19 protein-coding genes are annotated in these 23,122 nt (G+C 44.5%); 15 read left to right on the top strand and 4 right to left on the bottom strand.

Annotation, left to right across the window (positions count from 1 at the left end; translation table 11 throughout):
• Positions 1–124 precede the first annotated feature (124 nt).
• Genes BUB86_RS11540 through BUB86_RS11530 form a run of 3 tightly spaced genes read right to left on the bottom strand, consistent with a single transcriptional unit; the run spans position 125 to position 975 of the window.
• Positions 125–403, bottom strand: coding sequence for a hypothetical protein (locus BUB86_RS11540; protein ID WP_073209659.1), 279 nt, complete (start codon positions 401–403; stop codon positions 125–127).
• Between the two features lie 2 nt (positions 404–405).
• The gene (locus tag BUB86_RS11535) at positions 406–756 is read right to left on the bottom strand and encodes a phage holin family protein (RefSeq protein ID WP_073209656.1); all 351 of its coding nucleotides are present in this window, start codon (positions 754–756) and stop codon (positions 406–408) included.
• A gap of 3 nt (positions 757–759) precedes the next feature.
• Complete coding sequence (locus BUB86_RS11530) at positions 760–975, bottom strand: YtxH domain-containing protein (RefSeq protein WP_073209654.1); 216 nt, start codon at positions 973–975, stop codon at positions 760–762.
• 228 nt (positions 976–1,203) lie between these two features.
• Here BUB86_RS11530 and BUB86_RS11525 point away from each other — a divergent pair, with 228 nt between their 5' ends.
• The 10 genes from BUB86_RS11525 (at position 1,204) to BUB86_RS11480 (ending at position 11,736) form a co-directional block, all read left to right on the top strand.
• Entirely contained in the window at positions 1,204–1,701 is a 498-nt protein-coding gene (locus BUB86_RS11525; RefSeq protein WP_073209652.1) for an SPOR domain-containing protein, read from the top strand.
• Positions 1,702–1,712: 11 nt separating this feature from the next.
• On the top strand, positions 1,713–2,126 hold the full coding sequence (gene ruvX, locus BUB86_RS11520) for a Holliday junction resolvase RuvX (protein WP_073209650.1): 414 nt from the start codon (positions 1,713–1,715) through the stop codon (positions 2,124–2,126).
• 33 nt (positions 2,127–2,159) lie between these two features.
• The gene (gene def / locus BUB86_RS11515) at positions 2,160–2,720 is read left to right on the top strand and encodes a peptide deformylase (protein WP_073209648.1); all 561 of its coding nucleotides are present in this window, start codon (positions 2,160–2,162) and stop codon (positions 2,718–2,720) included.
• Positions 2,721–2,800: 80 nt separating this feature from the next.
• The gene (locus tag BUB86_RS11510; protein ID WP_175549493.1) at positions 2,801–4,732 is read left to right on the top strand and encodes a tetratricopeptide repeat protein; all 1,932 of its coding nucleotides are present in this window, start codon (positions 2,801–2,803) and stop codon (positions 4,730–4,732) included.
• Positions 4,733–4,815: 83 nt separating this feature from the next.
• Positions 4,816–6,759 (top strand): threonine--tRNA ligase, encoded by a 1,944-nt coding sequence (gene thrS / locus BUB86_RS11505; RefSeq protein ID WP_073209644.1) that lies wholly within the window; start codon positions 4,816–4,818, stop codon positions 6,757–6,759.
• 101 nt (positions 6,760–6,860) lie between these two features.
• The gene (gene infC / locus BUB86_RS11500) at positions 6,861–7,559 is read left to right on the top strand and encodes a translation initiation factor IF-3 (protein WP_073209642.1); all 699 of its coding nucleotides are present in this window, start codon (positions 6,861–6,863) and stop codon (positions 7,557–7,559) included.
• Positions 7,560–7,636: 77 nt separating this feature from the next.
• On the top strand, positions 7,637–7,834 hold the full coding sequence (rpmI, locus tag BUB86_RS11495; RefSeq protein WP_073209639.1) for a 50S ribosomal protein L35: 198 nt from the start codon (positions 7,637–7,639) through the stop codon (positions 7,832–7,834).
• Positions 7,835–7,868: 34 nt separating this feature from the next.
• Positions 7,869–8,213: a 50S ribosomal protein L20 gene (gene rplT / locus BUB86_RS11490; RefSeq protein ID WP_073209637.1), complete on the top strand. Its 345-nt coding sequence runs from the start codon at positions 7,869–7,871 to the stop codon at positions 8,211–8,213.
• Positions 8,214–8,446: 233 nt separating this feature from the next.
• Positions 8,447–9,937 (top strand): cache domain-containing protein, encoded by a 1,491-nt coding sequence (locus BUB86_RS11485; protein ID WP_175549491.1) that lies wholly within the window; start codon positions 8,447–8,449, stop codon positions 9,935–9,937.
• Complete coding sequence (locus tag BUB86_RS11480; protein ID WP_073209633.1) at positions 9,934–11,736, top strand: ATP-binding protein; 1,803 nt, start codon at positions 9,934–9,936, stop codon at positions 11,734–11,736. Before BUB86_RS11485 ends, BUB86_RS11480 begins: the two co-directional genes overlap by 4 nt.
• Here BUB86_RS11480 and BUB86_RS11475 read toward each other — a convergent pair.
• A complete protein-coding gene (locus tag BUB86_RS11475; protein WP_073209631.1) occupies positions 11,723–13,909 on the bottom strand; it encodes a Tex family protein in 2,187 nt (728 codons plus the stop codon). The two genes, BUB86_RS11480 and BUB86_RS11475, sit on opposite strands and share 14 nt — an antisense overlap.
• A 91-nt stretch (positions 13,910–14,000) precedes the next feature.
• On the opposite strand from BUB86_RS11475, the gene BUB86_RS11470 reads away from it, so the two are divergent.
• The 5 genes from BUB86_RS11470 (at position 14,001) to BUB86_RS11450 (ending at position 23,119) form a co-directional block, all read left to right on the top strand.
• A complete protein-coding gene (locus BUB86_RS11470; protein WP_175549490.1) occupies positions 14,001–14,618 on the top strand; it encodes a LolA-like putative outer membrane lipoprotein chaperone in 618 nt (205 codons plus the stop codon).
• A complete protein-coding gene (gene abc-f, locus BUB86_RS11465; RefSeq protein ID WP_073209626.1) occupies positions 14,615–16,627 on the top strand; it encodes a ribosomal protection-like ABC-F family protein in 2,013 nt (670 codons plus the stop codon). The genes BUB86_RS11470 and abc-f overlap by 4 nt, the downstream gene beginning before the upstream one ends.
• An 11-nt stretch (positions 16,628–16,638) precedes the next feature.
• On the top strand, positions 16,639–18,672 hold the full coding sequence (locus BUB86_RS11460; protein ID WP_073209624.1) for a M13 family metallopeptidase: 2,034 nt from the start codon (positions 16,639–16,641) through the stop codon (positions 18,670–18,672).
• 119 nt (positions 18,673–18,791) lie between these two features.
• A complete protein-coding gene (locus BUB86_RS11455; RefSeq protein ID WP_073209622.1) occupies positions 18,792–19,730 on the top strand; it encodes a zinc ribbon domain-containing protein in 939 nt (312 codons plus the stop codon).
• Complete coding sequence (locus BUB86_RS11450; RefSeq protein WP_073209620.1) at positions 19,730–23,119, top strand: serine/threonine protein kinase; 3,390 nt, start codon at positions 19,730–19,732, stop codon at positions 23,117–23,119. Before BUB86_RS11455 ends, BUB86_RS11450 begins: the two co-directional genes overlap by 1 nt.
• The last annotated feature ends 3 nt before the right edge of the window (positions 23,120–23,122 follow it).

Raw genomic sequence — 23,122 nt, 5'->3', positions numbered from 1 at the left:
TGGGGGCGATAATTAGGGGATTTTTTTGGAGATGTCGAAAATAATCGTACCTTTGCAGCGTGTGTTTTTCATAGTATTAGATTTAAGGTTAACAAAGGTTTGGGTCACAGCGGTGACCCTTTTTTTATATTTTCCTCTTTCGTTTACCTTTTCCAAACAGGTATCCGTAACCCTTCATCAGCTTACGTACCAGCAGAAATGCATCGATAGCCATAAAGCCGTTGCTTACCAAACTGGCTATATAGTCGCCCTTCGATGTCTCGTCGCGCTTAACAAACGTATCGTTCCAAAGCGCGGTTACCTTCTCGCTGTCTTTCTGAATCTCATCAAGCAGCGCATCTTTACGCTCGCGTATCTCATCGAGCGTACAGAAATCATGGGTGTTCTTATTATTCTGCGTCATAGTTATTTACCAAGTAATACACCTGCCAGGAATCTAACCAGAGGTTTTTCGATCCAAGGCTTGCGGAAGAAGAAAAAGAGGATAAGCAGCAACAGATAGAGTATGGCGATGATGAGGAATGCAAGCGCATGACCTGTGATGGGGGCCAGCCAGAAAGCTAGTGCAAACGACAGGTATGTCAATACTGCACAAATCACCAAAATAAACACGATAGCCAAGGCGGCAGCTGTAACCAGACGTACCACCTTGTCTATAGCGTCGAGCTTAACGTATTCCGTTTGTAGCCCGAGATAGTGTTTTAGCACCTCTATCAGCTGTGCTATGTTTTCAACGTTCTTATCGCTGGATAGCATGGGTTACTCCTCCTCAGCTGCTGCGTCCTGAATGTCGTCTACAAGGTCAACAACCTCTTTACGGCTCAGTTTGATGTTGTGCTTCTTCAGGAAGTCCTCAACAGCATCTGTGATTTTTACACGAGTGTCCTGTCCCTTTTCGGGAGCTACCAGAATACCAAGTGCTGCTCCGGCGATAGCACCGCCAAGGAAAGCGCCAATGTAACCTAAACTTTTCATAACCTTACTTATTTAATAAATTAATAATTACGATTGTTATTTGTCTGCAAATATACGAAAGTTTTCGTTTGTAATGCAAAAATGCGCCAATTTTTTTATAAAAAAGTTGTGATTTCCCCGTTTTAACAAACTTTATGCCGCATTTTGGCTCGCTTTTGAGCAATAATTAGTAATTTCGCACTCGAAATAATTGAATTAATAATAAATTTGAAATAAAAATTAGGAAAAATGAAGAAGTACACTGTATTGTGCGCAGGCCTCTGCCTCGCCATGGCAATGACAAGTTGTAAGACAAGTGAGAGTGCCTATAAGAAGGCTTATGAGAAGGCAAAGCAGTATGATACTGCTCAGCCCACAGCTCCACAGACACCTGTTGAGACAGCTCCTGTTGTAGCTCCTGTAGAAGCAAAGCCTGCTACAGATGCCCAGGTTGTTGACAATCTTGACAACGTTTCTGTACGTCAGGAAAGTGTATCGCTGGTTAGCGGTAGTGGTCTTAAGGCTTTCAGCGTTGTGGTTGGTTCATTTGGCGTTCGTGCTAATGCTGAGGGCCTGATGCAGCGTCTTAAGGATGCTGGTTACGATGCTCAGGTTGTAAAGAACGACGATAAGAATATGTATCGTGTTGTTGCTTCTACCTTTGCTGATAAGGCTTCAGCAGCTGCAAGTCGCGATAAGATTCGTGCATCATATCCTGATGCTTGGTTGCTTTATAACGCTCGTTAATAAAAGCAACATTGGCCCGGATATTATCTATCGATTACGGTAAGAAGCGCACCGGATTAGCAGTCACCGATCCTCTGCAGATCATCGCTGGAGGGTTGGCGACTGTTGCTACATCTGAGCTCTTCGATTATCTGCAAGCATATATCAAGCGCGAGCAGGTTGAGATGATTGTTATTGGTGAACCACGTCAGCCTAATGGTGAGCCAAGTGAGAATCTGGCGCGAGTTCAGCAGTTTGTGAATCGTTGGCGCAAAGCCGTTCCACAGGTCCCCATTCAGTTCTATGATGAGCGATTCACCTCTGTATTGGCCCATCAGGCTATGTTACAGGGTGGACTGAAGAAGAAGGATCGCCAGAATAAGGCGCTTGTAGACGAAATCAGTGCCACAATCATCTTGGAGGATTACCTCCGTTCCCGCAAGTAATTGTGAATTATAAATTGTGAATTTTGAATTAGTATGATATTACCTATTTATGTATTTGGTCAGCCTGTTCTCCGCAAGGTAGCAGAGGATATTACGCCTGATTATCCCCAACTCAAGGACCTTATTGGTGATATGTGGGATACGTTGGCTGAGTCAGAAGGTATTGGATTGGCTGCACCACAGATTGGTAAGCCCATCCGCCTAGTAGTTATTGATCTCGATGTATTGTCGGACGATCTGCCTGAGTATAAGGGATTCCGCCATGTATATATCAATGCTCATATCGTGGAGTATGACGAGTCGAAGACAGATGTCTCTGAAGAGGGATGTCTTTCACTTCCAGCCATTCACGAGAAGGTTACTCGTCCCAGTCGTATCCGTGTAGAATGGGATGATGAGAACTTTGAGCATCATGACGAGTGGATCGAGGGTTATCTGGCTCGTGTGATGCAGCATGAGTTTGATCACCTTGACGGAAAAATGTTTGTGGATCGTATTTCTCCGCTTCGCAAGCAGCTCATCAAGAGCAAGCTCCGTGCCCTCACTCAGGGGCGTTACCGTTGTGGTTACAAGACCAAGGTCGTTAGACATTGAATATTGAAGATTGACCATTGACCATTATGAATAGTAAGTTCTTGAGATGGATATTGCTGTCGTTAGTACTGCAATGTTCAATGTTCAATGTTCAATGTTCAAAGTGCTTGGCGCAGTTTAATACTGATCGCCTGGTGATGATAGGGCGCTCGGCGCTCTATTATGAGGATTATGTGCTCAGTATACAGTACTTTAATCAAGCCATCAGTATGAAGCCTTGGCTCTATGAGCCTTGGTTCTTCCGTGGCGTTGCCAAGTTTTATCTCGACGATTATCGTGGGGCTGAGAGCGATTGCTCTGAGGCCATAGAGCGTAATCCTTATGTGGAGAGTGCCTATGAGTTACGCGGACTTTGTAGAATTAACCAGAAAAAGTATCGCGAGGCTATAAGCGATTACGATCGCGCCTTACGTTACAACCCTGATAATCAAGGACTTTGGCACAACCGTATACTTTGTCTTATTCAGGAAAAAGATTACGATTTGGCGTTGGCTCAGATTGATACGATGTCAACCCGATGGTCGAAGTATGCCCGTGCATATGCTATGCAAGCCGAGATTTATCTGCTGAAACAAGATACCACCAAAGCAGTTAAATCTCTGGATAAGAGCCTTGAGCTCGACCCTTACGATGGTGGTATCTGGGCTGAGAGGGCTGTTATCAGTCTGGCTCGGCAGAAGTGGAAGGAGGGTGAGGAGTTCCTTACTAAGAGTATCCACTTGCTGCCTAAGCATTCTGGCAACTATATCAATCGTGCTCTGGCACGTTTCAATCAGAATAATCTTAGAGGTGCAATGGCCGATTATGATACGGCGCTTGACCTCGATCCTAATAACTTCCTTGGTCACTACAATCGTGGACTACTTCGTGCTCAGGTGGGAGACGACAACCGCGGTATTGAGGATTTTGACTTTGTGCTGAAACTGGAGCCCAATAATATCATGGCTCTTTTCAACCGCGCTTTGCTGTTGGAACAGACGGGTAATCTGCGAGCCGCCATTCGCGATTATTCTAAGGTGATCGAGGAGTATCCAAACTTCTGGTTTGGACTCCAGCATCGTGCATCGTGTTATCGTAGGCTTGGTAACACCAAACAGGCTGAACTTGATGAGTTCCGCATTCTTAAAGCCCAGATGGATAAACATTATGGCAAGCAGCCAAGACTTTCGAAGAAACAGATGCGTAAGCGTAGTGATATAGATCCTGATAAATATAACCAATTGGTTGTGGCTGACGAGCAGGAAGTTGAACACGAATACAAGAGTGACTATCGTGGACGTGTGCAGAACCGTAAGACAAATGCTACTCTGCAACCAATGTATGCACTTACGTTCATACAGCCGCAGAGCAACTTAAAGACAGATACACCATTTGAGAATTCGGTAGATGCCTTTAATCAAGCCTCAGGTTCGCATACCATCTATCTATCGTGCGACCAGACAACTGTTAGTGAGGATCGTATGAAGCGTACGTTTGAGTATATCGATTCGCTGAGTACAATTATTGACAAGACTAAGACGACATCTAAAGTCGCCCCACTGCTGTTGCTCCGTGCTATTGCTTATGGATCAATCCAAAACTTCGACAATGCAATTGACGATCTTAGCATCTGTTTGCAGATAGACTCAACCTCGTCTTTAGCCTATTGGCAGCGAGCTGTTTGTCAGGCCAAGATCAATGAATTTAATGCCTCTGAGGGTACTAATATCGACCTCAAGTCGGCCAACGTGCTTGGTGACCTCTCTGATGCCATTGCCTTAGCACCACAGAATTCATACCTATATTATAATAGGGGAAATCTATATGCGCTTCGTGGTGACTATCAGCGCGCTATAGCTGACTATTCTCAGGCTCTGACTCTGAATCAGGATATAGCCGAAGCATGGTATAATCGCGGATTGGCAAAAATCTTTGCAAAGCATGTGGAAGAGGGTATAGAAGATTTGTCGAAAGCAGGAGAATTAGGACTCTATCAGGCATATAGTGTTATCAAAAAATACCGTGATAAGTAAATTTTTCGATTAAACATGCACATATTCGGAATAAAAGCACTATCTTTGCACGCAATTTAAAATTTCAAACATATATTGTAGATATGATTAACATTACTTTCCCAGACGGATCTGTTCGCTCGTATGAGCAGGGCGTTACTGGTTTTCAGATTGCAGAGAGCATCTCACCGGCTCTCGCACGCAGCGTTGTAAGTTGTGGAGTGAACGGCGAGACAGTAGAGCTGAATCGTCCTATCAATGAGGATGCAACTATCGAGCTCTACAAGTTCGACGACGAGCAGGGTAAGCATACCTTCTGGCACACTTCAGCCCACCTTTTGGCTGAGGCATTGCAGGAGTTGTATCCTGGCATACAGTTCGGTTTCGGACCTGCCGTTGAGAATGGTTTCTTCTATGATGTTCTGCTGAAGGATGGCGAGAGCATCAAGGAGAGCGATTTCCCAAAGATTGAGGCTAAGATGAAGGAACTGGCTGGTAAGAAAGAGCCTGTAGTTCGTCGTGAGGTACCAAAGGCTGAGGCACTCAAGCAGTTTGCTGAGTGGGGCCAGACCTATAAGTGCGAGCACATTGAGCAGGATCTTGAAGACGGTTCGATCACCACTTATACCCAGGGTAACTTTACCGATCTTTGTCGTGGTCCACACCTCGTAGACACAGGTGAGATCAAGGCTGTTAAGTTGACCTCTGTAGCAGGTGCTTTCTGGCGTGGCGATGCTAACCGCGAGCAGATGCAGCGTCTGTATGGTATCTCATTCCCAAAGAAGAAGATGCTCGACGAGTATCTTGAGATGCTTGAGGAGGCTAAGAAGCGTGACCACCGTAAGATTGGTAAGGAGATGGAACTCTTCATGTTCTCTGATAAGGTAGGTAAGGGTCTTCCCATCTGGTTGCCAAAGGGTACCGAGCTCCGTCTGCGCCTGCAGGATCACCTGCGTAAGGTTCAGAAGCGTTTCGGCTATCAGGAGGTCATCACTCCACATATCGGTTCTAAGAACCTCTACGTAACCTCTGGTCACTATGCTCACTATGGTAAGGATTCGTTCCAGCCAATACATACTCCTGAGGAGGACGAGGAGTACATGCTGAAGCCAATGAACTGCCCTCACCACTGCGAAATCTTCGCCTGGAAGCCACGTTCATACCGCGATCTGCCTCTGCGTATTGCTGAGTTCGGTACTGTATACCGTTACGAGCAGAGTGGTGAGCTGCATGGATTGACTCGTGTACGTTCGTTCACACAGGACGATGCTCACCTGTTCTGTCGTCCAGACCAGGTTAAGCAGGAGTTCCTGAACGTTATGGATATCATTGGTATCGTATTGACAGCCTTCGGATTCAACTTCGAGGCACAGATTTCTCTGCGCGATCCTAACGACCATGAGAAGTACGTTGGTACTGATGAGGACTGGGCTCTGGCTGAGAAGGCTATTGTTGAGGCTTGTCAGGAGAAGGGGCTGCCCGCAAAGGTAGAGTACGGCGAGGCTGCATTCTACGGTCCTAAGCTCGACTTCATGATTAAGGACGCTATTGGTCGTCGTTGGCAGCTGGGTACTATCCAGGTTGACTACAACCTGCCTAAGCGTTTCAACCTCGAGTATACCGACGAGGATAACACCAAGAAGACTCCTGTTATGATTCACCGTGCACCATTCGGATCAATGGAGCGTTTCTGCGCTGTACTGATTGAGCACACTAGTGGTCACTTCCCATTGTGGCTGACACCTGATCAGGTGGCTATTCTGCCTCTGTCGGAGAAGTACAACGACTATGCTCAGGAGGTTGCCAAGAAGTTCGATATGGGTGGTGTTCGTGCTACTGTCGATATGCGTAACGAGAAGCTTGGTCGTAAGATTCGCGACAACGAGTTGAAGCGTATTCCTTACATGGTTATCGTTGGTGAGAAGGAAGCTGCCGATGGTACTGTTGCCGTACGTCCTCAGGGTGGTGGCGAGCAGAGCGTTAAGACCATTCAGGAATTCATCGACGAGGTTAATGCCCGCGTTGCTGAAATGACAAAAGACTTCTAAAAAGTTAAATATTTATAAAAGTTTTCGTAATATTAATAGTACAAAGCTCAAAGTTCAAAGAAAATTAGTAATTTTGCAGCCGATTTCTTAAAAAGTAGTTAATGAAGAATGACAAATTGAAGAATCAGTACCGTATCAACGAACAGATTCGAGTACGTGAAGTCCGCATTGTAGGCGACGAGGGATCGTCGGTAATGTCTACGCGTGATGCACTCAACCAGGCCCGCGACATGGGGGTAGATCTTGTAGAAATTTCACCCAATGCCAATCCGCCTGTATGCCGTCTCATCGACTACTCCAAATTCCTCTACCAGCAGAAGAAGCGCCAGAAAGAGATGAAGGCCAAGCAGGTAAAGGTTGAGGTGAAGGAAATCCGATTCGGACCTCAGACTGATGAGCACGACTATCAGTTCAAACTGAAGCACGCTCGCGAGTTCCTCGAGGAGGGCAACAAGGTACGTGCCTACGTATTCTTCCGTGGTCGCTCCATCCTGTTCAAAGAGCAGGGCGAGGTATTACTGCTCCGTTTCGCTAACGACCTCGAAGAGGTAGGAAAGGTTGAGGGCATGCCATCACTCGAAGGCAAGAAGATGTTCCTCTATCTGGCTCCAAAGAAGGCTGGTGCTGCCAAGAAATCACAGCAGGCTCGTGACCGTGAGGCCGCCGAAGCCGAAGCTAAGGAACAGGCCCGCCAGCAGAAGGAGACCGAAGAGCAGAGTGCTCCCGCCAACGGAGGTTTGCTTGCAAATGCTAAAATCAGTGCCGATGCGCTGAAGAAGTTGGAGGGTTCTGACGAATAAAGAGTAAGAAAAGAAGGTGGCGCGCCCGGTATATGCGTTGCCGCTGGATATTAATAACAATTTAAATTTTTAAAACAATGCCAAAAGTAAAGACAAACTCTGGTGCTAAGAAGAGATTCACTTTCACCGGAACAGGTAAGGTAAAGAGACGTCATGCCTTCCACAGTCACATTCTGACTAAGAAGACCAAGAAGCAGAAGCGCAACTTGGTAGGTACAACTATCGTTGATTCTACAAACATGAAGCAGGTTCGCGATCTGTTGTGTCTCCGTTAAACCTATTGTCTAACATTTTAAAGAAGTAAGAATTATGCCAAGATCAGTAAATCACGTTGCATCAAGAGCAAAGCGTAAGAGAATTTTGAAGCTTACCCGCGGCTATTTTGGAGCTCGCAAGAATGTTTGGACAGTAGCTAAGAACACATGGGAGAAGGGTCTGACCTATGCCTATCGTGATCGTCGTAACAAGAAGCGCAACTTCCGTGCGTTGTGGATTCAGCGTATCAACGCTGCCGCTCGTCAGGAGGGTCTCAGCTACTCTGTATTCATGGGTAACCTCGCTAAGGCAGGTATCGAGATTAACCGTAAGGTTCTCGCTGACCTCGCTATGAACAATCCCGAGGCTTTCAAGGCCATCGTAGAGAAGGTTAAGTAAATTACAGACTTTACCAGTCTTAAAGATAAAACCCCTGCCGTATCGGCGGGGGTTTTACTTTTATGACCACAAATATAAAAATAATTGTAAATCATCAACATTTTTTGCAAAAATTTGTGATATTCACGGAAATTTCATATTTTTGCAGCGTACGTATATAATATTGGTATAAAGATGAAGAAAATCTTTATTAAAAAATGATGTGACAATTATAAATGGTTGACATATTCAAAATGATAACTAAAAACCTATCGCTTAGGATTAGTCTGATAGTTGTAGGGGGACTTGCGCTGCTTACGGTAACGTTGGTGGGCATGTTTCATTTTGCCCATCATGCGTTAAAGGTGGAGGCTATGAGCAACGCTCAGCAAACATTGGACGGAACGGTACAACAGATTGACAATATATTGCTGAGTGTAGAGCAGACATCGGGTAACGTATATTACGATATGATGAAGCATTTGAATGAGCCCGAGCGAATGATGACTTATAGTAAGCAACTTGTAGCAAGTAATAAGTACATAGTAGGATGTGCTATCGTGTTCAAGCCTGACTACTATCCTGGTCACAACTTATATATGGCCTACATACATCGAAAAGGGCACAGTGTGACTACCGATGAAACATCGGTACTGGTAGAACAGGATACGTATACTGACAAACCCTATACCGAACAGCGTTGGTATACCGAACCTATGAAGTCAGGAAGGGCTTGTTGGATTGATCCACTGAAGAATGACGAGGCAGAAGATGAGGCGCTGATTACATTCTGTCTACCGATTTATGACCGTAGTAGAGAAGTGGTTGGAGTAATGGCTGCTGATGTGTCGATAGAACTGCTATCGGAAATTATACTGGCAGTAAAGCCATCGCCTAATGGCTACGCTACTATGTTGGCGCGTAATGGATCATTTATGGTACATCCCGATGAGGATAAGTTGCTGCGGCAGACGGTATTTGAACAGATGCATACAGGCGCGGATCCGTCGGTGTTGGAGGCTGCAGAGGCGATGGTAAGCGGACAGACTGGTCAGAAACCATTTACGTTGGACGGAAAACAATGGCGCGTATTCTATAAGCCGTTTAAGCGTACTGAGGTACCTGGACGAACAAACGAACAATTAGAGTGGAGTGTAGGAGTTATATATCCCGTCGATGATATTTATGGTGATTATAACCGTCTGTTCAAATATCTACTTATAGCGGCTATTATCGCTGTACTGATATTGTTTGTGGCATGTTGGATGGTGGTAAAACAACAGCTAAAACCGCTGGAGATGTTGACTCAAACAGCCCAGCGTATAGCCGATGGCAACTACGATGAACCGTTGCCCGCTACCAAACGTGAAGATGAGATAGGACAACTGCAGGAGAGTTTCAGGAAGGTGCTTCGATCGTTGAAGATATTTGTTCGTAGACAGAACACGCTGAACAACACATTGAAAGAGCGTGGCGAGGTGCTGGCCGATGCCTACAGCAATGTGCAGAAGAGCAACAGGATAAAGGCTGCATTCCTTCACTATATGACTAATCAGATGGTTGAGCCTGCTGAGAAATTAGATAAAAATGTTACTACGTTGTGTAATGACTATCGAAGCATGACCCTCGATGAAGCAAACAATGCTGTTGAGGAGATTGGCAGGCAATCGAATGCTATTGTGGAATTGACCGATCAAATGCTGCAAACGGCACAGAATGAAGATGGGAAAGGAGGCGAAGGATGAGAAAATTTTCGCGTAGTCTTACAGCCAAACTGATTTTAGGTGTGACGTTGGTGGCAACAACAATCTATGTGGTAACGGCCGGAACTCTTTTCCTGCAGTCGCGACGCATGATTAGACAGGAGGCAAATGAGCATGCCTCTAGTGTGTTAAATACTGCCCTTCAGCAGGTGGGAAACTGTATGCGTGTGGTTGAAACTGCTACTAATGCCAATGCATGGATTGCCGAAGAGAATTATGTCCCCGACTCGTTGATGGAATTGGCCAAACGAATTGTGTATCTGAACCGTAACAGTCACGGATGTACTATTGCTGCCAAGCCTGATGCTTTTGCTGATAAGGGCCGCTTTTACTCGGTGTATTCCATATACCAAGGTGATTCGCTGATTACGATACGTGAGCCTGAATACGATTATACAATAGAAGACTGGTATAAGGCTCCTGTAGTTTCTGGTAAAGGATGCTGGAGTCGTTTGTATAGCAAAGATACCAAGGGCGTGATTGACGATTATGACCATACGTTGGCCATTTACAGCAAACCTATATATAAGAACGGCAAAGTGGCGGGGGTGGTGTCTACTGGACTATCGTTCCGAAAGTTAGCTCAGGCTATCTATAAAATCCAATATCCATATCCCAATGCTTACTTTGTAATACGTGGTGGTGATGGTCAGTACTTACTGCCACCAGATTCAACGCACATGGATATTGCAGGTAAATACTATCAGATGTCGTCTATGTTAATTCCTGATACAGATTGGAGTCTTGCGTTGATATGTCCAAGTGATGATGTATTGAAGAACTATCACCAGATGGTCTTGTATGTGCTACTTTTCGATGTGCTGGCAGTCATTCTTATTGTGCTGTTGTGTAGATGGGGAGTGCATAGAGCGTTGTCGCCTATTTGGGATCTGGTGGGTATGTCGAAGCAGATAGCCAAAGGCCGGTATGACGAGATAATACCTCAAACCAAACGTGATGATGCTTTGGGGAAAATGCAGAATAGTTTTGTTGCTATGCAGCAGTCGATAAGAAGAAACATATACAATATACATGCCACAACCGATGAGATTACCCGACACAACAAGGAGGTGGCTTATGCTACGCAAATGGCTCAGGAAGCTCAAGAACGGAAAACGATGTTCATACAGAACGTGATGCACCAGATACGCACGCCACTAAACATTATTCAGGGGTTTGCACAGGTGTTGCGCGATGAACTTCAGAGTACTGGACTTGATAATGAAGAGTTTTCTAATATCGCTACGATGATGAAGCACAATTCGCAGCATTTGAGTCGTATGGTACTGATGCTGTACGACAGTTCGGAGGCAGGATTAACTGAAGAGTTCTATATTGACCGAAAAGATCAGGTGTCGTGTAACGATTTGGTGCGCGAGTGTATCAGATACTCAAAAGAACATTTCCCTGATATACCTATTGAGTTCAGGACAGAGCTATTCGATAATGCCATGATTCTGACCAATCGTCTATATCTGATGCGAACACTGCGCGAACTACTGTATAATGCAGCCAAGTATAGCGACGGAAAGCACATCAAGGTGATAGTTACACAGACTGCTGCATCGGTGCTGTTTACAGTTGAGGATGTAGGTCAGGGCCTGCCGCAGGGGCAGCAGGATATGGTATACGAGTTTTTTGCCAAGCAAGACGACTTGTCGGAAGGCTTGGGACTTGGGTTGCCGCTAGCCAAACGTCATGCTATAAGCTTAGGCGGAAACCTGCAATATGACAGAAACTACAAAGAGGGGTGTCGCTTTGTGATTACTATGCCGAAGTAACTCCCTTCATCGATAGCGATATGCGATGGCGGCGATGGTCAACCTCGATCACTTTTACTGTAACGTGTTGGTGTAGTTTAACTACATCTAACGGATGAGCGATGCGCCGATTAGCCATTTGCGATATATGAACAAGGCCATCTTGATGCACACCAATATCGACAAAAGCGCCAAAGTTGGTGATATTTGTAACAATGCCAGGAAGTATCATGCCCTCCACAAGATCGTCGATGGATGATATATTTTTATCGAACTCAAATGTCTCAAGCTGTTGGCGTGGGTCGCGACCTGGTTTTTCTAATTCAATAAGAATATCGGTAAGTGTTGGCATGCCAACTTGGGCGCTAACATATTGTGGCAGTTGTATGGCGTCGCGTTTCTTTTTATCAGTAATAAGGTCGGCTACGGTGCAGCCCTGATCCTTGGCCATGCGTTCTACTATGGAGTAACTTTCTGGGTGAACGGCTGAATTATCTAGTGGGTTCTTTCCGTTGCGAATACGTAAGAATCCTGCACATTGCTGATAGGCAGAGGGACCAAGTCGGGGAACTTTGAGTAGTTGGTCTCGTGAGGTGAAAGCACCATGCTCATGACGGTATTCGACAATATTTTTAGCTAGTGTGGCACCAAGTCCACTAACGTACATCAGCAGGTGCTGCGAGGCGGTATTCAAGTCGACTCCAACCGAGTTTACGCAACTTTCCACGGTTTGGTCAAGCGAATGCTTGAGTTGTGTCTGATCTACATCGTGTTGATATTGGCCTACGCCTATACTCTTTGGATCAATTTTTACCAACTCGGCCAGTGGGTCCATCAGTCGGCGGCCTATGCTTACAGCACCACGAACAGTTACGTCTTCATCAGGAAACTCTTCGCGGGCTATTTTTGAGGCTGAGTAGACCGAGGCGCCTGCCTCTGAAACTACGAATACCTCGGGCGTATTTCCTTCGATATGAGAAGGAGAAGCATCAGGTAGATTGTAGCGACCGGCTAGTACATCCTTGATAAAACTGTCGGTCTCACGACTGGCAGTACCATTTCCTATAGAAATGGCCTCTATTTGGTATTTTTGTATCATTTTCTGCAAGGCAATTGCAGCCTCTGTGCGTTTGTTTACAGGAGGGTGGGGGAATATGGCATCGTGGTGTAGCAGATTACCTTGGGCATCAAGACAAACAACTTTGCAACCAGTACGAAAACCAGGATCAACGCCCATAACACGCTTTTGACCAAGTGGAGCACCAAGAAGCAATTGGCGCAGATTCTCGGCAAATACACGTATGGCTTCCTCGTCGGCCTTTTGTTTGCTGAGCGCAGCAAACTCTGTTTCTATGGATGGTTTTAAGAGACGCTTGTATCCATCTTCAATCGCTTCGGATACAAATTGGCCGCAACGGGTGTTCCCGTATACATAATGTCGCTTCAGTCGCTCAACAACTTCTTCATTATCAGGCGAAATACTGATGCGTAGAATTCCCTCGTTTTCACCTCTACGCATGGCTAGTAAACGGTGGCTGGAACAACGTTTCAGAGGCTCACTCCAATCAAAGTAGTCGCTGTATTTTGCTGCTTCATCGGTGCTGGCCTTAGCTTTAACAACTTTTGATGAAATAACTGCTTGGCGTTGGAATGCATTACGGATTTGTTGACGTGTGCGTTCGTCTTCGCTAATTATCTCGGCAATAATGTCACAAGCTCCCGCCATGGCGTCTTCTACTGTTTTTATATCACCTTTAATAAAGCGTTCTGCAGCTCGCTCTGGATTGGGTTCTCGTTGTTTCATGAGCAGTAAAGCTAATGGCTCGAGTCCTTGTTCACGGGCTACTTGGGCTCGAGTGCGGCGCTTGGGTTTGTAAGGTAGATAGATATCTTCCAGTTCAGTGGTATCCCAGCATTTGTCTATTCGTTCTTGTAGTTGAGGAGTCATTTTACCAAGTTCTATGATGGTCTTAATAACTGTTTCCTTGCGTTTTTGTATTTCGAGTAGTTTCTGATAACGATCACTGATGGTGGCTATCTGGACCTCGTCGAGTCCACCAGTACGTTCTTTGCGGTAGCGTGCTATGAATGGAATAGTACAACCCTCTTCAAGTAGTGATAGGGTGGCAGCTACAGATTTCTCGCTGATGTTTAGCGAGGTGGCAATAAGACAGGAAAAAGTGTTCTTTTGCATAAATATAAGTAGTAATTACGTTAATTTGTGTGCAAAAATAGTAATAAATCGTGAGAAATGTGTATTTTTGCACTCCGAAAATGAAAAGATAATGAGAAATAGGATAATTTTGGTGTTAATGGTGCTGATAAATGCTCTGTGCACTATGCAAGCTCAGGAAACAGCCAACAGCCGACAGGCACGCCGCATATTTAATTCTGCCTATCAGCAGGTATTTGGAGAACAGGGTGCTACGTTGCACTATGATGTAAACATTACAGGTCTATATAAAACCCACGGCACTATTTGGTATAAAGGCAAAAAAAGTAAGTTTGAGGATGCCAAAATGAACTCGTGGAATGATGGACAGATTGTGTACACTGTGAAGAAAAAGAAACACGAGGTAGAGATACACAATGCCAAGAATAATAAGTCGGACAAGTATTCACAGAAGTTTAAGTTTGAGCCCGACAACTATACATATAGCATTGCTCAGACTGATGGTGGGCTTATGGTGACAATGAGACTAATAAAGGGACGTAAAGGAATGAAGGAGATACACGCGCTTATTGAACGTAATACCTATCATCCCATAAGTGTAAGGATAAAAGTTGCATTTATATGGACTACCATTAGAATCAGCAATTTTAGTTCGGGTGGTATTACAGACGAGATGCTGAGATTTCCTAAAGAGCAGTTCAAAAATTATAAATACGTAGATAAACGATGATATCGGTAGAAGGACTGAAAGTAGAATTTGGTATAAAACCCCTGTTTGATGATGCTAGTTTCGTTATCAACGACAAGGATCGTATTGCCTTGGTTGGTAAAAATGGTGCTGGTAAGAGTACCATGTTGAAGATCCTGTGTGGACAACAGAAGCCTACAGCAGGAAATATTAGTGTGCCCAACGATACAAAAATTGGGTATCTGCCACAGGTGATGATATTGCAAGATGACACAACTGTTAGAGAGGAAGCACAAAAAGCCTTTGCTGATAATAAGCGGATGAAGGAAAGACTGGACAGAATGAATCAGGAGCTTGCCGAACGAACAGACTACGAGAGTGAGAGCTATTTGGCACTTATTGAGAAGTATACCACCGAGCATGAGCAATATATGATGATGGGGGCTGAGAACTATGAGGCCGAGATAGAACGTACGCTGACTGGTCTTGGATTTGAACGCACCGACTTTGAGCGCCCCACGAGCGAGTTTTCGGGTGGATGGCGCATGCGTATAGAATTGGCAAAGATCCTGTTGCAAAAGCCTGACGTATTGTTGCTTGATGAGCCAACAAACCATCTGGACATAGAATCTATACAGTGGTTAGAACAATTCCTAGCGCAAAGTTCGAGTGCAGTAGTGTTGGTAAGTCACGATCGTGCATTTATAAATAATGTTTCTAATCGTACGCTTGAGATATCGTGCGGCAAGGTTATCGATTATAAGGTTAAGTACAATGAATATGTAGTACTGCGTAAGGAACGACGTGAACAACAGTTGAGGGCTTACGAGAATCAACAAAAGGAAGTTGCTGATATGAAGGCATTTATAGAACGTTTTCGTTATCAGGCGACCAAAGCTGTACAGGTTCAGCAAAAGATAAAACAGTTGGAGAAGATTGTACCAATAGAGGTAGACGATGTGGACAACTCGGCTATGCACTTGAAGTTTCCTCCTTGTTTGCGAAGTGGTGATTACCCAATAATCTGCGATGAAGTACGTAAGGATTATGGTGACCATACTGTTTTTGACCATGTTACTCTGACCATAAAACGTGGTGAGAAAGTAGCCTTTGTGGGAAAAAATGGTGAGGGTAAATCGACTCTCGTGAAGTGTATTATGGGGGAGATTCCATTTACAGGCGAATTGAAGGTTGGCCATAATATTCAGATAGGCTATTTTGCCCAGAATCAGGCACAATTGCTTGATGAAAATCTGACCGTATATCAGACGATAGACTATGTAGCTAAAGGTGAGATACGACTGAAGATTAACGATATTCTGGGCGCCTTTATGTTCGGAGGCGAGGAGAGTGATAAGAAGGTAAAGGTGTTGAGCGGTGGAGAACGTAGTCGTCTGGCTATGATACGGTTGCTGTTGGAACCTGTGAATCTGCTGATACTTGACGAGCCTACCAACCACTTGGATATGCCATCAAAGGATGTATTGAAAGAGGCTATTAAGGCGTTTGACGGAACTGCCATTATTGTAAGTCACGATCGTGAGTTCCTAGATGGACTCGTATCTAAGGTATATGAGTTTGGTGGCGGAAAGGTTCGTGAGCACTTAGGTGGTATATATGACTTCTTGCGTGCCAAAAAGATTAACGACCTTGATCAGCTAGGCGTCAAGTCCGCAGCTGCAGCATCACCTGCCAATCCCGTTGTTTCGGCTTCTGCATCGGGCTCACCCGTTGCTACCGGCAACATGGACTCTGTAGATATTCCGCAAGAACCGCTGAAAAAGGCGTTGAGTTACGAGGAGCGCAAGGCGGTGCAAAGAAAGATAAGCAAATACGAGCATTATGTAAAAGAAAGGGAAGCTGCTGTAGAGAAATTGGAGGCTAGGCTGAAGGAGTTGGACGAGGAGCTGATGAAGCCCGAAAATGCCGCCAACATGGAGCTAGTGACCCTATATACCGACGTTAAGTTTGAGTTGGACTGCGAGGTGGATCGCTGGGAACAAGCTTGCGAAGCATTAGAATCATATCAAGCAAAATTAAAGAATAACTAGGTTTTTAAAAAATGAAGAAATTATTAACAATTGTGGCTATGGCATCAATATCTATGATGGCTACAGCGCAAACAGAACTAGGCTCGGGCTTACATCAGTCCGACATGAACAAGAGTGTACGTCCCGGCGACGACTTCTACGAGTACGCTTGTGGTGGTTGGATGAAGAACAATCCGCTACCTGCTGCTTATTCGCGTTATGGTAGTTTTGATCGTTTGCAGGAAACTAATGACAAGCGAATTAATGGTATCTTGAGCGAGTTGCAAAGCAATACCTATGCAAAAGGAACCATCGAGCAGAAACTTAGTGATCTGTACAAACTGGCAATGGACTCAACTCGTAGAAATAAAGAAGGGGTTGCGCCAGTGATGCCTTTGATTAAACGTTTGGAGGCTGCCAAAACTAACAAGCAGTTGCTTGCTATTCAATTAGAACAGGCTCCTTATGGAGAGCAGGAGTTCTTTTATGCAGGTTTTGGTGCAGATGAAAAGAATGCAACACAGAATATTCTGAGCGTATATCAAGGTGGTCTTTCTTTGGGTCAGAAGGAATACTATCTTGATAACGATAAGGCTACTGCTGATATTAGAGAAGCTTTTAAGAAGCATGTTGTAAAGATGTTCCAGCTCTTTGGGTTCAGTAAGAGCGCTGCTACAAAGAAGATGCAGAATATCATGAGGGTGGAAACAGAGTTGGCTAAGGTAAGCAAGAGTCGTACAGAATTGCGTGATCCAGAGGCTAACTATAATAAGATGACTTTGAAGGAATTTGAGGCGAAGTATCCTAATCTGCCGCTTGTAAAGGTGATGAATGCTAAGGGCATTGACACTAAATATATTCAAGAAATGGTTGTAGGTCAGCCAGACTTCTTGGTTGGTGCCAATAAACTGGTTGGCAGCATTAAGTCCGCTGAGTATCGTGACGTGATGGAGTGGGGCGTAATATCTGGTGCTGCAAACTACCTTAGTGACGCAACAGCAGCTGAGAGTTTTGATTTTAACGGTCGAATTCGTTCTGGTCGTAAGGAGAATCATCCTTTGTGGAAGCGTAGCACTAGTCAGGTTGAACGCGTTATGGGAGAAGCTTTAGGTAAGATATATGCTGAGAAGTACTTCCCTGAAGCAGCTAAGCAACGCATGCTTACGCTTGTTAAGAATCTCCAGATTGCATTAGGCGAGCGTATTGCCGCACAGAGTTGGATGGACGATTCTACTAAGGTTAACGCTTTGCTGAAATTGAATACTTTCTATGTAAAGGTGGGATATCCTGACAAGTGGACTGATATGTCAAAATTGAATATCGATCCTGCCAAATCTTATTACGAAAATATGGAGGAATGCTCTAAGTTCTGGAACGCTTGGCGTATTGAGCATACTGTAGGCAAGCCTGTGGATCGTGATGATTGGCACATGAATCCACAGACGGTTAATGCTTATTATAATCCCACTACTAATGAAATATGTTTCCCAGCAGGTATTCTGCAGTATCCATTCTTTGATATGAGTGCAGACGACGCGTTTAACTATGGCGCCATCGGAGTGGTTATCGGTCACGAGATGACGCATGGATTTGATGATCAGGGACGCCGTTTTGATAAGGATGGTAATATGCACGATTGGTGGACTTTGTCTGACGGAAATAACTTTACAGAAAGGACTGATAGATATGCAGAGTTTTTCTCGAATATTAATGTATTGCCCGATCTTAAGGCTAATGGTCGATTGACTCTGGGTGAGAACCTTGCCGATCATGGTGGTTTGCAGGTTGCATGGACAGCATATAAGAATGCTACTAAATACAATAAACTTGGCAATAAGGATGGGTTGACTGCCGATCAGCGTTTCTTCCATGCGTATGCAGGTGTTTGGGCTGGTAATATCACCGAAGCTGAAATACGTAATCGCACAAAGAGCGATCCTCACTCATTGGGACGTTGGCGCGTTAATGGAGCTCTGCCTCACATTGATGCTTGGTATGAAGCGTTTGGCGTGAAAGAGGGTGACAAGATGTTCATTCCTAAGAAGGAACGTCTCGATTTGTGGTAATCTAAATCAAAAAAATACATATTTTCCCGTCGTAAATGTAAATTTACGGCGGTTTTTTTTGTTGAATTGATTTTTTTCTTTATCTTTGCACCTAACTTAAGTTAAAATTCCAACAAGAGATGAACGATATTACACTAAACCCCGATCGAACCTCACGCGGTTCAGAACCTTTACAGCGCGATCCACTTTATCGTGAGCGCCCTGTGCAACAACCTCAGTATCAGCAGGCAATGCAGATGAATGCAGCAAACGGAGTGGCTTGTCCCCACTGTGGTGCGTTAAATGAACCTGATGCGTTGTTCTGTGCAACATGTGGTAATGCTATAGGAATGACTACATGTCCTAATTGTGGAGCTGAAGTTGATGCAGATGCAGATTTTTGCGAGAGCTGTCGGCATTATATCCGAAAAGATGTTTGCTCATTCTGTGGTGCCTACCTTACTGGAACTGAGGCATTCTGTCCAGAATGTGGTAGTCCTAGAGGAGGTATCGTTTGTCCTGTCTGCAGAACCTTGAATGATTTCTCTTTTTGTAAGCAGTGCGGCACGCCTCTTACAGAAGAAGCTCGCCAACTGAGAGAGAAGATTCTGGAGATGCCAGAATTCAAGCAGATGCAGAAAATTGCAGACGAGTTGCAACAACTGGAGCAGAAGATTCCTTATGTAAACGAGAAAGACAAGGAAAGAGACCGTAAGAGTCAGGAGTTGCGACAGAGGGTGTTGATGTTGCTAGCTCAAGATCGTGGATTGGATCGTGTTGATGCCAATCTTACGGAGCATAAGGTTATGAGCAAAGAAGAGTATGATAGGAAGAAACAGGAGCGCATGGATATGTTGTCGCGTCTGCTTGACCAAATGGCGCAGCAACCACAACCCAAACCAGCCCAGGTTCGTAATTATGCTATGGCCTGCAAGCCTCAGGGCGTTAGATTGGCTTGGGAATGCAACTTTAAACATGCGTTACACTCAAGTCCTTGCGGATGCGCTAAACCGCAAATGGGTGGAAAATGGATTATTCTTGGTAAGGGTACTAGAAAAGAAATTAAAGACGATATCTAATGAGTACGGTTCGAACTCCACATAATACGGTAAACGAGAACGAAGAGGTTAGTATAGACAAAACTGTACGTGCAACAAACTTCGATCCTGTCCCTATGGCTTCTCCCCAAAACGAAGAGCCAGATAAACCATTGGATGGAACCATTCGTGCAGCAATGCCAATGGTAGATATGTCGATGAACGAAAAACCGTCGGCAAATAAATCGTTGGATGGCACAATCCGCGTTCCACAGATGCCTCAGATGCCAATAGAAGAGCCTGTAGCACCAAAACATGAGGCTCCAAAAATGTCTGCACCCAAACCCGTTATAGAGATTGTGGGTGCTGGGGGAGGCAATCCTAGTGGAACGGTTCGTGCTGCAGGATTTAATCAGCCTATAACTCCAGCAACTTCTGCGTCATCTGTAGCTCCTCCACCACAATCAGAAGGAGGAACCAAACGTGCAGCACAACTTCAAGGACAGGCAAAGGTTCGTCCAAACATTAACATCTCGATTATCTCTTCAGCTAGCAATACTCAAAGAGCTAATAAACTTAAGCAGCAGCGTAACGAGGTCGATGAGAATATATTTGTATTGAAGGGGCAGAACTATAAGCGAGTTCAGATTCTAAGTGAGAATACGGGTGAGGCGCAGGTGTTCCTGGTTGAAAAAGACAAGCAGGAGTATGTGCTTAAAATCTATTACCCCAACTTCGATGTAAACAGAGATATTCTGCAAACTGTGCTGAATTTCGACTTCGAGATGGTTGTTAAGGTCTTCGACTATGGTAAGACATATGTTGACGGAAAGCATCGCTATTATGAGTTGATGGAATATCTGCACGGAGGATCGATGGCAGAATATAAACTTGAGGGGGATATGGACAAGTTCCGTCGTATTGCTCTGCAAGGAGCTGCTGCTTTGGCATATTGTCATCAGATGCGCATTCTGCACAAAGATATCAAGCCTGGAAACTTTTTCTTCCGTGATAGGGAACATACAGAACTTGTACTGGGCGACTTTGGTATCTCGAGTATGATAGAGGACGATGGTAAGGCCCACAAGACTACTCAGGCTCGTACACCAATTTATGCTGCTCCTGAGATGTATTCTGACGTAATCGACGGTGTGGTAGAGATTTCGCCAAAGGCTGATTTTTATTCGTTGGGTATTAGTCTGATGACACTCTGGTTAGGTGAATCACCTATGAGTACCAATGAACGAGTGATGATGCGTCAGAAGAACGAAGGACGTATTCCACACATGAATGAGCTGCCAGAGCGTATAAAACTGCTGGTGATGGGTTTGACGGTTGTAAACCCAATAAACCGCTGGGGATACGAGCAGGTAGAGCAGTGGTTCCTTGGCGAGAGTCCTAAGGTAGACCTGTCATCACCATTCCTTAAATATAAGAGCTTTATTGTTGACCCGGAACGAAATCTTGTAGCTGATAATATACACGAGTTGATTCCGCTTTTGTTGGCCAACGAGAAGGTTGCAATAGGTTATCTGTATAATGGACGTATAACCCAATGGCTCGAGGCTTGTGGAAATAGCAAGCTTAGTACCATTGTTAAGGATATTATTACTAAGCGTTATCCGATTGATCAGAGGGCAGGACTGATGGCGTCGGTATATGCTATGGAACCTACATATCCATATAAGGATCTTAGAGGATCTCTATGTGATGATATTCATAGTATCTGTATATCGTTGTTGAGTAATCAGGATGAATATGCACTTACACTTAATAACGAAAACGATCCATTCTATCTCTATGTCGAGACCCACACAAGTTGTGATGTAGAGCGTCTACGTTCTTATTTTAAAGGGATAGATCGTACCAATAAGGATGAGGTCAGGGTGGCCATCATGAAGATTGTGCTCGAGGTAGACCCAGAGATACCATTTATGACCAAGCATCCATCTTCGACCATCAACGAAATAGTAAGTGCTTTCAGTAACGAAGATATTACTGAAGATGAGTGGCACAGTCTTACTGATGGTCGACTGTTGGCATGGATGTATAGTCATGAGGATCTGATGGCTTGTGAGAGTCTTAGGATTATGATTAACGGGCAGCCTTACTCAACTAATTTAGCCTATAAGGTGTTGTATAACCTGAATCGTGATTCAGCCTACGATCTAGCCAATGCCTTTACTCCAATGCAGGTGGGTGAATTGCTTAACGCTCGACTGCATAAAGCTCAGAATCTAAGCGACAAGGAGTTTGAGGAGGAGATGAGGGATATGCTCGAACTTGATGGTCGATTTGCATATTATGCTCAGTTGCATGGGTGGACTGAGATGTATAACGAGCATCAACGTTGTTTCGACTTCAAGAGTGATGAGAATAAAGAGCGCCTTGGTGCCTACGATGCAAAGACTGCAGTTTACAGATTCTGTAGAATTTTGGGCGTTACACCAACCTACACTATGCCTGATGGTATTGAATATGCTGATGGACGAAATCTGCAGAGCAAGAAGATGCAGCAATTCCGCAACGAGATGCGTAGTGGGTCATTAGCTCAATGGATGGCTGCATTTTATCATGAAGATCCCAATGCCGACTTTGCTCAGGAGTATTCGTACGAGCATGCTGTTGAAGACTGGTTGATGGCAATGGGAAAGATTGATCCATCGCAGCGATACTATAAGCGCTTTATTGATGCCAGAGATGAAACCCAGAAGCGTGTTAAGCATGTTAAGGACAGTTGGCAGAGGGCTAAAGCTAAGGAAAATCTGTGGCGTATGGCATTCTATGCCTTAAGTGGTATATGGCTGGTATTTGTTATTATATTTGGAGTAACCAATCCTGCCTACATACTTAGTCATACGTTTATCAGTATCGGAATACCTTTGGGAGGTATGACTGGATTAATTGTGGCCACACGTTCGTTCTTTAAGGGTTATGACTTCATGTTCTCCTTCTTCTGGGGGCTGGTTGGTGCATTTACATGCTTTATACCTATTATAATATTAAAATATATAGGAGCATCGCATCCCACACTGTTTAATGTGGCAGTTGTAGTAATAACGTTAATATACATGCTGGTTTGTCACCTTACCGACTTCAGAGGCGACGAAAAAGCCGATAGCAGATTGATATCGGAGGTTCTGGAAAACGATGTCAAGTCGAATCTTATAGAGCCGCTGTTCTATACCTTCAAGGCTAGGTCTTATAAGTTCAAGGGGTCTAAGTTCGGATTGTTGAACGATGTTACTGATCAGGTGCGCTCAATTAGTGGTGAGAGTGTTCTACACTACGTACTGTGGAGTTTGCTTATGCTTGTATTCGTGATATCATTCGTGTTGTTCAGCCCCAAAATGTTGAATATCAGTAATCCAAACAGTCACATGAAGGAAGCACCAGCTAACATAATTAAGAATTTAGATAGAGACGCATAACAT

Origin of the sequence: Xylanibacter ruminicola (assembly GCF_900142525.1) — a bacterium.
GTDB classification, from domain to species: Bacteria; Bacteroidota; Bacteroidia; order Bacteroidales; family Bacteroidaceae; genus Prevotella; species Prevotella ruminicola_A.
The sequence above is the reverse complement of the archived record's forward strand: the minus strand, read 5'-3'. Positions and strand labels throughout refer to the sequence as shown.

What these genes read in the sequence shown, in the direction of transcription:
- BUB86_RS11540 (WP_073209659.1), bottom strand. Translation starts at nt 403, where the DNA reads ATGACGCAGAATAATAAGAACACCCATGATTTCTGTACGCTCGATGAG.
- BUB86_RS11535 (WP_073209656.1), bottom strand. Translation starts at nt 756, where the DNA reads ATGCTATCCAGCGATAAGAACGTTGAAAACATAGCACAGCTGATAGAG.
- BUB86_RS11530 (WP_073209654.1), bottom strand. Translation starts at nt 975, where the DNA reads ATGAAAAGTTTAGGTTACATTGGCGCTTTCCTTGGCGGTGCTATCGCC.
- BUB86_RS11525 (WP_073209652.1), top strand. Translation starts at nt 1,204, where the DNA reads ATGAAGAAGTACACTGTATTGTGCGCAGGCCTCTGCCTCGCCATGGCA.
- def (WP_073209648.1), top strand. Translation starts at nt 2,160, where the DNA reads ATGATATTACCTATTTATGTATTTGGTCAGCCTGTTCTCCGCAAGGTA.
- BUB86_RS11510 (WP_175549493.1), top strand. Translation starts at nt 2,801, where the DNA reads ATGTTCAATGTTCAATGTTCAAAGTGCTTGGCGCAGTTTAATACTGAT.
- thrS (WP_073209644.1), top strand. Translation starts at nt 4,816, where the DNA reads ATGATTAACATTACTTTCCCAGACGGATCTGTTCGCTCGTATGAGCAG.
- infC (WP_073209642.1), top strand. Translation starts at nt 6,861, where the DNA reads ATGAAGAATGACAAATTGAAGAATCAGTACCGTATCAACGAACAGATT.
- rpmI (WP_073209639.1), top strand. Translation starts at nt 7,637, where the DNA reads ATGCCAAAAGTAAAGACAAACTCTGGTGCTAAGAAGAGATTCACTTTC.
- rplT (WP_073209637.1), top strand. Translation starts at nt 7,869, where the DNA reads ATGCCAAGATCAGTAAATCACGTTGCATCAAGAGCAAAGCGTAAGAGA.
- BUB86_RS11485 (WP_175549491.1), top strand. Translation starts at nt 8,447, where the DNA reads ATGATAACTAAAAACCTATCGCTTAGGATTAGTCTGATAGTTGTAGGG.
- BUB86_RS11480 (WP_073209633.1), top strand. Translation starts at nt 9,934, where the DNA reads ATGAGAAAATTTTCGCGTAGTCTTACAGCCAAACTGATTTTAGGTGTG.
- BUB86_RS11475 (WP_073209631.1), bottom strand. Translation starts at nt 13,909, where the DNA reads ATGCAAAAGAACACTTTTTCCTGTCTTATTGCCACCTCGCTAAACATC.
- BUB86_RS11470 (WP_175549490.1), top strand. Translation starts at nt 14,001, where the DNA reads ATGAGAAATAGGATAATTTTGGTGTTAATGGTGCTGATAAATGCTCTG.
- abc-f (WP_073209626.1), top strand. Translation starts at nt 14,615, where the DNA reads ATGATATCGGTAGAAGGACTGAAAGTAGAATTTGGTATAAAACCCCTG.
- BUB86_RS11460 (WP_073209624.1), top strand. Translation starts at nt 16,639, where the DNA reads ATGAAGAAATTATTAACAATTGTGGCTATGGCATCAATATCTATGATG.
- BUB86_RS11455 (WP_073209622.1), top strand. Translation starts at nt 18,792, where the DNA reads ATGAACGATATTACACTAAACCCCGATCGAACCTCACGCGGTTCAGAA.
- BUB86_RS11450 (WP_073209620.1), top strand. Translation starts at nt 19,730, where the DNA reads ATGAGTACGGTTCGAACTCCACATAATACGGTAAACGAGAACGAAGAG.